This is a genomic window from Carnobacterium pleistocenium FTR1 (genome assembly GCF_000744285.1).
Taxonomy (GTDB): domain Bacteria; phylum Bacillota; class Bacilli; order Lactobacillales; family Carnobacteriaceae; genus Carnobacterium_B; species Carnobacterium_B pleistocenium.
In genome coordinates this window covers 1,476,112-1,487,436 of sequence record NZ_JQLQ01000002.1, presented here as the reverse complement: position 1 = coordinate 1,487,436, position 11,325 = coordinate 1,476,112, and the positions used below count along the sequence as shown (strand labels likewise).

The window sequence follows — 11,325 nt, the reverse complement described above, 5'->3', positions numbered from 1 at the left end:
GAATCTAATGAACGGCTACAAGTAAATCCTATTCCTCCAGAATTTTTGGGTGAGTAATTGGATTAAATTTAGCAACACTATATTAGATGTATCTTAGCAAGTGAAAGGAGCTTCTCATGAGTTTAAACCAAGAAGAATTATTTCAAAAATTACTGGAACAAGTAGGTTTGCAGCATGAAGAGCGCTATAAAGAATATTTTTCGCAAGCAAAGATTTTAAAAGTCACCGTTCATAAACTATCAAAATCTTGGAATTTTCATTTGCAATTCCAAGATATTTTACCTTTTGAAATCTATCAAAATCTTTCAGAAAAAATGCAGTTGGCTTTTCATTCAATTGCAAGCGTCCAAGTAACTATCGAAACCTTGCAGCCAGTGCTAACAATTGAAAAATTGGAACATTATTGGTCTGCTGCAGTCAAGCTAAGTACAGTCTCTTCACCGATTTGTGACAAACCCTTCAGAGAGCAGTTTCCACTTTTAAACGGGAAAAAAATTCAATTTCATGTTGAAAATGAAATTGTAAAAAGTCATTTAATGAATCAGTACCTGCCTCCTGTTGAAGATGCGTATGTTTCTTTGGGATTTCCAAAATTTAAAATTGAGCCAGTTATTGATGAAGAAGCACATTTGAAAAAAATAGCAGAATTCCAAATAAAAAAAGAAGAATCAGAAACACTATTGGCAATTCGGGCGAATGAAAATATTCAAAAAGCCGAACAAGAAAAAAAACAAAATAAAAATCAAGTTCAAGCGCATAAAGGGCTGGTCGTTTTAGGACGGAAAATCACAGCAAAAGAAGAAATTAAACCGATGGATCAAATTATCGAAGAAGAGCGTCGTGTAAGCATTGAAGGGTATGTATTTGATGTTGAGGTACGCGTATTAAGATCTGAAAGACAATTGCTGATTTTAAAAATGACTGACTATACGTCTTCTTTTTCAGTGAAGAAATTTTCGAACACTCCTGAGGACGAAGCAGCCTTTGCAGCAATCAAAAAAGGGATGTGGATCCGAGCAAGAGGAAGCGTTCAAGAAGATAATTTTATGCGAGATTTAGTATTAAATGCGCAAGATATTACTGAATGGGAACATGAATCACGTAAAGATACAGCCCCTGAAGACAATAAACGTGTAGAGTTGCACTTGCATAGCAATATGAGTCAAATGGACGCAATTGATACTGTTACAGATCTAGTCGATCAAGCGGCTAAATGGGGACATAAAGCAGTTGCAATAACGGACCATTTTGGTGCTCAATCATTTCCAGATGCATTTCATGCAGGTCAAAAGAATGGGATAAAGATTCTTTATGGAATTGAAGCTAATATTGTTGATGATGGTGTACCGATTGCATATAATGCTGAACATATTGAATTGACTGATGCTACGTACGTTGTTTTTGACGTAGAAACGACCGGTCTTTCAGCTGTATACAATTCCATTATTGAATTATCTGCAGTTAAAATGCATAAAGGAAATATCATTGAGTCATTTGAACAATTTATTGACCCTGGTCATCCGTTATCGCAAACTACAATCAATTTAACCGGTATTACCGACGAAATGGTTCATGGTTCAAAATCTGAAGAAGAAGTTTTGACTTTATTTAAAGCTTTTGCTGGAGAATCTATTCTAGTTGCACATAATGCCAGTTTTGACATGGGATTTTTAAATACGAGTAATGCTAAATACAACATACCGGATGCTGTAAATCCGGTCATTGATACGTTGGAATTGTCACGCTATCTACATCCGCAATTTAAGGGTCATCGTTTGAATACATTAGCAAAAAAATATGGCATTAATCTAGAACAACATCACCGGGCTATTTATGATTCTGAAACAACGGGACAGTTGTGCTGGATTTTTCTAAAAGAGGCTAGAGAAGAGCATGATATGCATTATCATGATCAGTTGAATGATCATATTGGAGAAGGCGATACTTATAAAAGAGCTCGGCCATTTCATGCAACCATTATTGCGACTTCTCAAGCAGGGTTAAAAAATCTTTTTAAACTGATTTCTTCATCTATGGTTGATTATTTCTTTCGAACGGCACGTTTGCCACGCTCTGAATTAAACAAACTTAGAGAAGGCTTAATTATTGGAACAGCATGCAGCCAAGGAGAAGTTTTTGAAGCCATGATGCAAAAAGGGTATGATGAAGCAAAAAACAAAGCGAAATTTTATGATTACATTGAAGTTATGCCAAAGGAAGTTTATGCTTCGTTGATTGAAAAAGAGTTAGTGAAAGATGAATCAGATTTGGAAGAAATCATTCGTAATCTGGTTAAAATTGGTAAGGAGCTAGATATTCCAGTAGTTGCAACTGGAAATGTTCACTATTTGAATCCTGAAGACCGTATCTACCGTAAAATACTGGTCAATTCCCAAGGTGGAGCGAATCCTTTGAATAGATCTGAGTTACCTGAAGTACATTTTAGAACGACAACAGATATGCTCGAATCTTTCTCATTCTTAGGAGAAGAGACAGCTCAAGAAATTGTAGTCAAAAATACCAATAAAATTGCGGATATGGTGGATGATTCCATTACACCAGTGAAAACAGATCTTTATACGCCTAAAATTGAAGGATCAGAAGATGAAATACGTCAATTGAGTTATGATGAAGCACATCGATTATATGGCAATCCACTACCAGAAATTATTGAAAAAAGAATCGAAAAAGAATTGAACAGTATTATCGGAAATGGTTTTTCGGTTATTTACTTGATTTCGCAAAAATTGGTTCATAAAAGTATGTCAGATGGCTATCTAGTGGGTTCTCGAGGTTCCGTTGGTTCTAGTTTCGTCGCAACAATGACTGGAATCACAGAAGTAAATCCTATGCCGCCACATTATAGTTGCCCTAATTGTCAGTATTCTGAGTTTTTTACTGATGGATCAGTGGGTTCAGGTTATGATCTTCCGGATAAAAATTGTCCAGAATGTGAAACCCGTCTGCATAAAGATGGACATGATATTCCATTCGAAACCTTCTTAGGCTTTTATGGGGATAAAGTGCCAGATATTGATTTGAATTTCTCAGGCGATTACCAATCTAAGGCACACAATTACACAAAAGAATTATTTGGTGAAGAAAATGTATTTCGTGCTGGAACAATAGGTACCGTAGCGGATAGGACGGCTTTTGGTTATGTAAAAGGGTATGAACGCGATAACAGTTTAACCTTACGTGCTGCAGAAATCGATCGCTTAGCAAAAGGATTTACAGGAGTTAAAAGGACCACCGGTCAGCATCCCGGCGGTATTATCGTTATCCCTGATTATATGGATGTATATGACTTTACGCCTATTCAATTTCCAGCTGATGCACAAGATTCAGAATGGAAAACGACTCACTTTGATTTTCATTCTATTCATGATAATGTCTTGAAATTAGATATACTGGGTCATGATGATCCAACCGTTATTCGAATGCTGCAAGATCTATCTGGGATCGATCCTAAAACGATCCCAACCGATGATCCGGAAGTAATGAAGATTTTTGGTGGTACTGAAGTTCTTGGCGTAACCCCAGAGCAAATCCAATCGAAAACAGGTACGCTAGGTATTCCAGAATTTGGTACGCGTTTTGTAAGAGGAATGTTAGAAGAAACGTTGCCGACAACGTTTGCTGAATTGTTGCAAATATCAGGATTGTCACATGGAACGGATGTATGGTTAGGAAATGCGGAAGAGTTGATCCGGATGAATGATATTCCTTTGTCAGAAGTAATCGGTTGTCGTGATGATATTATGGTTTATTTGATCCATAATGGTTTAGAAGATGGGTTAGCTTTTAAAATTATGGAATCCGTGCGTAAAGGAAAAGGAATTCCGGATGATTGGCAAAAAGCGATGCGCGATGAAAATATACCAACGTGGTACATCGAATCTTGTTTGAAAATCAAGTACATGTTTCCTAAAGCCCATGCGGCTGCTTATGTGCTGATGGCTTTACGTGTAGCGTATTACAAAGTTCATTTTCCAATTCTTTATTATGCTGCTTACTTTTCCGTACGTGCAGATGACTTTGATTTAGTAGCTATGGCGAAAGGGAAAGAAAGCATAAAAGTAAAAATGAAAGAAATCACTGATAAAGGGCTAGATGCTTCAACTAAAGAAAAGAATCTTTTAACTGTTTTGGAATTAAGTAATGAAATGGTTGAACGGGGATTTAATTTTAAAATGGTAGATTTAGCAAAATCAGATGCTTCCGATTTTGTGATTGAAGGGAATTCACTTATTGCCCCTTTTAGAACGGTACCCAGCTTGGGAGCCAATGTCGCCAAGCAAATTATTGAAGCGAGAAATGATAAACCGTTCCTTTCAAAAGAGGACTTAGCTAAAAGAGGAAAAGTTTCTAAAACTGTTATTGAATATCTAGATGAGAATGGAGTATTAAAAGGATTACCTGATGAAAATCAATTGTCTTTATTTGATCTCTTTTAATTATTTATTTTCTAACTAGCTAAGCTGGAATACTTTTTAAGCTGAAAAGCAACTGGAAAGACTTATTTAATGGTGTTTTGTTGCTTAATACTCGGTTTTATGGTATTATTTATTTGGATTTAGATATTCTGTTGAGAGTGAGCGGTAACGCTCACTCTTTTTCGGCAGTAAGTTAGAAAACTAACTATAAGGAGGCGAAAAAGTTGAGTAATGTTATAGAAGCAGTAACTGAAATCGTGCAACCTATTGTTGAAAGAAATCAGTTTGAATTAGCAGATATAGAATTTATCAAAGAAGGCAAGAATTGGTTCTTACGCGTTTATATTGACAAACCTGAAGGAATTGATTTAGAAGATTGCGCATTAGTTAGCGAACAAATAAGTGAACGAATGGATGGAATTAGCCCAGATCCTATACCGCAAGCATACTTTTTGGAGGTTTCATCACCTGGAGCTGAAAGACCACTAAAAAAAGAAGAAGATTATATAAACGCAGTTGGAGAATACATTCATGTCTCTTTATATGAACCAATAGATGATGAAAAAACATATGAAGGCATACTAAAAGAAGTGAATGATGAAACGTTGACGTTGACTATTCGCGTTAAAACGAGAGTAAAAGATATCGAAATAAACCGAAAAATTGTTGCAAAGGCTAGAAGAGCCATTCAATTTTAATTAAATGATTGTTAGAGATAGGAGAGAAGTTAAAAATGAGCAAAGAAATGTTAAATGCTCTTGATGCTTTAGAACAAGAAAAAGGAATTTCTAAGGAATTCGTTGTTGAAGCATTAGAAATTGCTTTAATTTCAGCTTACAAAAAAAATTATGATCAAGCACAAAACGTTGAGGTTGAATTTGATTTAAAAAAAGGGAATATTCATGTTTATTCTGTTAAAGAAGTTGCAGATGTCGTTTATGATTCTCGTTTGGAAGTAAGCATTGCAGAAGCTTTGGAATTAAATAAAGCCTATGAGTTAGGCGATAAAATTCGTTTTGAAGTAACACCAAAAGACTTCGGGAGAATTGCTGCTCAAACAGCTAAACAAGTAATCATGCAACGTGTACGAGAAGCTGAAAGAAATATTATCTACAATGAGTTCATTGCTTATGAAAATGACATCATGCAAGGTATTGTTGAAAGACAAGATCACCGTTATATTTATGTTAATTTAGGGAAAATCGAAGCTGTCTTATCTAAACAAGAACAAATACCTAATGAAGTTTACAAACCTCATGATCGTATAAAAGTTTACGTAACAAAAGTTGAAAATACGTCAAAAGGACCACAGATTTTCGTTAGTCGTAGTCATCCTGATTTATTGAAACGTCTATTTGAACAAGAAGTTCCTGAAATTTATGATGGAGTTGTCGAAATCGTTTCGATTGCTAGAGAAGCTGGAGATCGTGCTAAAGTAGCTGTTCGTTCTAGAGATGAACACATTGATCCAGTTGGTACATGTGTTGGGCCTAAAGGACAACGTGTACAGGCTATTGTGAATGAGCTAAAAGGCGAAAACATGGACATAGTAGAGTGGAATGCTGATCCTGCAACTTATATTGGAAATGCGTTAAATCCTGCTCAAGTCGTCAGTGTAACGTTTAACGAAGCTGCCGGAAGCTGTTTGGTAGTAGTACCAGATTACCAGCTGTCTCTTGCTATTGGTAAACGAGGTCAAAATGCTCGATTAGCGGCTAAACTAACAGGATACAAAATCGATATTAAATCTGAAACTGATATGGCAGCTATAAATATGGCTAAAGAAGAAGTTGGATTAGAAAAAGATGTTGAGTATGCTGAAGTCATTGAAGCTATTGATAGTCAAGAACAAGAAATGAATGAAGAAGAAATCATTGAATCTGTTGAAGATCTAGATACTCAATTTGACGAAATCTCAATCGATGCTGACGTTGAAGAAGGAAATTTAGATGCTGAAGCAACTGAAGAATTGATTGAATTAGCTGAAGAACGAGATAACCTGGAAGACTAACAAGAGGTGAAGATAATGCCAAAACGTAAAATTCCTATGCGAAAATGCATCGTTTCTAATGAAATGAAGCCTAAAAAAGAGATGATTCGAATTGTTATCAATAAAGAAAATCATGTATCTATCGATCCAAGTGGAAAATTGCCTGGGCGAGGAGCTTATGTCTCGATTGAACCTGATATCGTACAATCTGCATGGGACAAACATGTGCTTGATAAAGTATTAGGTACAGCTCTAAGTGATGTTTTTTACCAAGAATTATTGGATTATGTTACGCATCAAAAAGCTAGGATGAGTTTATGATAGAAGAACAAAAGGTATTAAATCTTTTAGGCATGGCAATTAGAGCTGGAAAGCTTACAACTGGAGAAGATTTAAGTCTAAAAGAAATTAGAAATTTGTCTGCAAAAGTTGTTATTGTAGCAACTGATGCAAGTGAAAATACTAAGAAAAAAATCTCGGATAAATGCAATTATTATCATATTCCTTTTATAATTCACTTTACGAGAAGTGAGTTAAGCCAAGCAATAGGAAAAGAACGAACAATTTGTACCATCACGGATAATGGCTTTGGAAAAAAATTCCGAGAATTATTATCAATTTAATTGGAGGGGAATATCATGGCTAAAAAACGTGTATATGAATATGCCAAAGAATTAGATGTACCAACTAAAAGTGTTATTGATAAAGCAAAACAACTTGGCATTGACTACAACAGTCACATGTCTTCAATGGAAGATAAACAAGTTGAACAGCTAAATAGCTTTTTTGTTTCAGATAAGAAAAGTAGTGTAGCTCCTAGTAAGAGTGTCCAAGAAAAATCAACAGGTACTTCAAATATAAAAAATCAAAAAGGTGGTAATCCTATAACGAATCAGAAGAATCAATCCAATCAACCAAGCCGTCCAGCGGCGAAAGAAAATCAAACTAGTACAAATAAACCAACAACAACTAATAACAAACCAGCAGCAACAAACAAACCAGCTGCAACAAGCAGACCAGCAGCAACAAACAAACCAGCTGCAACAAACAAACCAGCAACAAATGCTCCAGCTGCTCAAACAGGGGCAACTGGTCAAACACCACAACGCGCCGCACAAGGGGTCAATAAGAGTAAACGCTCAGGTAACAGACCTTTCAATCGTGGAAGCGTAGGAACGCATGGTGGATTTAATAAACGTAAGAGAAAAGGTAAGAAAGGTGAAACTAAACCTGTTGCACCTCCTGTAGCTCGTAAATTTAGAGAGTTGCCAGAAATACTTGTTTATACAGATGGTATGACTGTAGCAGATATTTCTAAAAAGATTTACCGTGAACCTGCTGAAATCATCAAAAAACTATTCATGCTAGGTGTTGCAGCAACTTTAAATCAAAGTCTAGGTAAAGAAGCTATTGAATTGCTAGCTGAAGAATATGGCATTAAAACAGAAGAAAAAGTTCAAGTAGACGTTTCTGATTTAACTGCTTATTTTGATCAAGAAGTTGTTGAAGAAAATCTTATGGCTCGTCCACCAGTCGTAACAATCATGGGACACGTTGACCATGGTAAAACAACATTGTTAGACACCCTTAGAAATACGAAAGTAACGCAAGGCGAAGCCGGCGGAATCACACAACATATTGGTGCTTATCAAGTCAATGTTGATGGAAAAATCATTACTTTCTTGGATACACCAGGTCATGCTGCGTTTACAACAATGCGTGCTCGTGGAGCAGATGTAACGGATATCACAATTATCGTTGTAGCTGCAGATGATGGCGTTATGCCGCAAACAGTTGAAGCTATCAATCATGCTAAAGCCGCAGAAGTTCCAATTATCGTAGCGGTCAACAAAGTTGATAAACCGGATGCAAATCCTGAACGCGTAATGCAAGAATTAACTGAATATGGTTTAGTTCCAGAAAAATGGGGCGGAGACACTATATTCGTTGAAATCTCAGCATTATTAGGACAAAACTTAGAAGAATTACTAGAAATGATTTTACTTGTTGCTGAAGTTGAAGATTTAAAAGCAGATACTAAACGCTTAGCAATCGGTACAGTTATTGAAGCAAGATTAGATAAATCAAAAGGTCCAATTGCAACCTTGCTTGTTCAAGGGGGAACATTGAACGTAGGAGATCCAATCGTAGTCGGAAATACTTACGGACGTGTTCGTGTAATGGTAAACGAAAAAGGTCGTCGCGTAAAACATGCTGGACCTTCTGCTCCAGTTGAAATCACAGGATTGAATACTGCTCCTCAAGCAGGAGATCAGTTTGTTGTCTTTGAAGATGAAAAAACTGCTCGTGCAGCAGGAGAAACACGTGAGAAGAAAGCAATGGCTGAGCAACGTTCAGTAACGAATCGTGTAACGATCGACAATTTATTCTCTAGCTTGCAAGAAGGAGAACTAAAAGAAGTCAATGTTATTATAAAAGCAGATGTACAAGGTTCTGCAGAAGCATTAGCTTCAAGTTTACAAAAAATTGATGTAGAAGGCGTACGTGTGAAAATGATTCACACTGCAGTCGGAGCAATTAATGAAAGTGACGTTACTTTAGCAGCTGCAAGTAATGCTATCATTATTGGTTTTAATGTTCGTCCAACTCCACAAGCTAGAGTTCAAGCTGATCAAGAACAAGTTGATATTCGTTTGCACCGTATCATATACAATGCAATTGATGAAATTGAAACAGCTATGAAAGGTCTATTAGACCCTGAATACGAAGAAAAAATAACCGGACAAGTTGTTGTTCGTGAAACATTTACAGTATCTAAAGTTGGTACGATTGCTGGTGGATTTGTTACAGATGGTACTATCAAACGTAGCAGCGGTATCCGCTTAGTTCGTGATAATATCGTAATCTTCGAAGGCGAATTGGCAAGTTTGAAACGCTTTAAAGATGACGCTAAAGAAGTGAAAAAAGGTTTTGAATGTGGCTTTATGATCAAAGATTACAACGAAGTTAAAGTGGATGATGTTATTGAAGCTTATGAAATGGTTGAAATTAAACGTAAGTAATACGTAAGAAAGAAGGGTTAAACATGGCAAATCACAGAATTGGACGTGTTTCACAAGAAATTCAAAGAGAAGTAAATGATATCTTGAAGAAACGTGTGAAAGATCCCCGAGTTGCTGATGTAAATATAACCGACGTACGTGTAACCGGTGATCTTCAACAAGCAACTGTTTTCTACAGTATTTTATCTGATAAAGCTAGTGACCGTGAAAAAACGCAATTAGGATTAGATAAAGCTTCTGGCTTAGTTAGAAGTGAATTAGGCAAGCGTTTGACGCTTTATAAAACACCAGAAATAAGTTTTGAACGTGATGAATCTGTTGAATATGGAAATCGTATTGATGAATTGTTGCGTAATTTAAATAAAGACTAATAAAAATCTCGTTTTAACCTCCAAAGGGTAACTTTTGGGGGTTTTTTTTAACTAGAAAAAGTAAAATACAATAAATAGAGAAGTCCATTAAAGTTTAAATAATTGTCTGAGGTGGTATAATAAGAGTGAAAGGAGAGCTAGGAACCTAAAGTGAAAATGCATTGAAAAAACTTACTTTAAAAAATAAAGGGGTGAGTAACATGCGGTTTAGAATTGGATTGGCTAGTCTTCTACTGACACTCATGCTCTTATTCAGTTTAACTTTCGCTTTACCGGTCACTGCTGCCAGCTCTCAATATATAACTAAAGGGAATACAACATCTAAAATAGTCGCTCTTACGTTTGATGATGGTTCAGATGGTAAAAATATTCCTAAAATTCTACAGATCTTAAACACGAATAAAATCAAAGCTACTTTTTTCGTTACTGGTAAAGCAGCAGAAAATCATCCGCAATTAATCAAAAATATTGCTGACCAAGGTCATCAATTTGGCAATCACTCATATTCTCATCCTGATTTTACTAAAATAAGTGCAGCTCAGATCAAAACGGAATTAGATAAAGGGGAAGCTGTTATTAAAAAGATTAGTGGAAAGACTACTAAACCCTATTTTCGTGCACCTTTTGGCTCAATGAATGCAACTTCATTGTTAACAGTTGGTAATTTAGGCTATACAAAAACGATTGGTTGGACAATTGATACAGTCGATTGGAAAGGGGTCTCTTCTAGCGCAATCACGAGTAAAGTTGTAAATAACGCAACTCCAGGAATGATTGTTTTGATGCATGCAGGAGAAGGTGCTACAGGTACCCCAGGAGCACTCCAAAATATGATCAACCAATTGAAGGCTAAAGGATACAGCTTCGTTACAATCGGGCAAATGTTGTCTACTAGCACACAAACAGCTACTAGCGGTCAACACATTGTTAAATCCGGTGAGACTTTAACTAAAATTGCCAGTCTTTACGGAGTAACTGTTCAACAATTGGCAACAGCTAATAAATTAACCAATATAAACGTGATTCGTGTCGGCCAACTTCTTATTATTCCGACTACTAACTATACCGTCAAAGCAGGTGATACCTTAACCAAGATTGCTAAGTCATATAACGTAACCGTTCAACAGTTAGTGTCGGCCAATAAATTGACCAATCCTAATATCCTAAAAATCGGCCAAATCCTAAAGATTCCTGCTAAAACAGGAACGACTGTTCCCAAACCGGTACCAACCACCGTTAATTACACGGTTAAGTCTGGTGATACTCTTTACAGTATTGCTAAAAGATATGGTGTGACCGTTCAATCGATCGTCACAGTAAACAAATTGGCTAGTGCAAATATAATAAAAGTTGGTCAAGTTTTAAAAATCCCCACAATTTGACAATGCTAGGCAATAAAATAATGTAAGGATAAAACATACAACTGATTTTTGTTTGTATGTTTTATCCTTTATTTGAATTCTTTACTCTTTAACTTTTTATCTACACTGACTACTTAAAGGAGG

General features: G+C 36.1%; 8 protein-coding genes. All 8 read left to right on the top strand.

Annotated features, from left to right (window positions below):
• Positions 1-116: 116 nt before the first annotated feature.
• The 8 genes from BP17_RS07260 (at position 117) to BP17_RS07225 (ending at position 11,202) form a co-directional block, all read left to right on the top strand.
• Positions 117-4,457, top strand: coding sequence for a PolC-type DNA polymerase III (locus tag BP17_RS07260; protein WP_035052995.1), 4,341 nt, complete (start codon positions 117-119; stop codon positions 4,455-4,457).
• A gap of 203 nt (positions 4,458-4,660) precedes the next feature.
• Positions 4,661-5,134: a ribosome maturation factor RimP gene (gene rimP / locus BP17_RS07255; RefSeq protein ID WP_035052993.1), complete on the top strand. Its 474-nt coding sequence runs from the start codon at positions 4,661-4,663 to the stop codon at positions 5,132-5,134.
• Positions 5,135-5,169: 35 nt separating this feature from the next.
• On the top strand, positions 5,170-6,447 hold the full coding sequence (gene nusA / locus BP17_RS07250; RefSeq protein WP_035052991.1) for a transcription termination factor NusA: 1,278 nt from the start codon (positions 5,170-5,172) through the stop codon (positions 6,445-6,447).
• Between the two features lie 15 nt (positions 6,448-6,462).
• On the top strand, positions 6,463-6,747 hold the full coding sequence (gene rnpM, locus BP17_RS07245; protein ID WP_035052989.1) for an RNase P modulator RnpM: 285 nt from the start codon (positions 6,463-6,465) through the stop codon (positions 6,745-6,747).
• A complete protein-coding gene (locus BP17_RS07240; RefSeq protein WP_051910489.1) occupies positions 6,744-7,049 on the top strand; it encodes a L7Ae/L30e/S12e/Gadd45 family ribosomal protein in 306 nt (101 codons plus the stop codon). Before rnpM ends, BP17_RS07240 begins: the two co-directional genes overlap by 4 nt.
• Before the next feature lie 15 nt (positions 7,050-7,064).
• The gene (gene infB / locus BP17_RS07235) at positions 7,065-9,449 is read left to right on the top strand and encodes a translation initiation factor IF-2 (protein ID WP_035052987.1); all 2,385 of its coding nucleotides are present in this window, start codon (positions 7,065-7,067) and stop codon (positions 9,447-9,449) included.
• A gap of 23 nt (positions 9,450-9,472) precedes the next feature.
• The gene (rbfA, locus tag BP17_RS07230; protein WP_035052985.1) at positions 9,473-9,820 is read left to right on the top strand and encodes a 30S ribosome-binding factor RbfA; all 348 of its coding nucleotides are present in this window, start codon (positions 9,473-9,475) and stop codon (positions 9,818-9,820) included.
• A 200-nt stretch (positions 9,821-10,020) separates the two neighbouring features.
• The gene (locus tag BP17_RS07225) at positions 10,021-11,202 is read left to right on the top strand and encodes a LysM peptidoglycan-binding domain-containing protein (protein WP_035052984.1); all 1,182 of its coding nucleotides are present in this window, start codon (positions 10,021-10,023) and stop codon (positions 11,200-11,202) included.
• Positions 11,203-11,325: the final 123 nt, after the last annotated feature.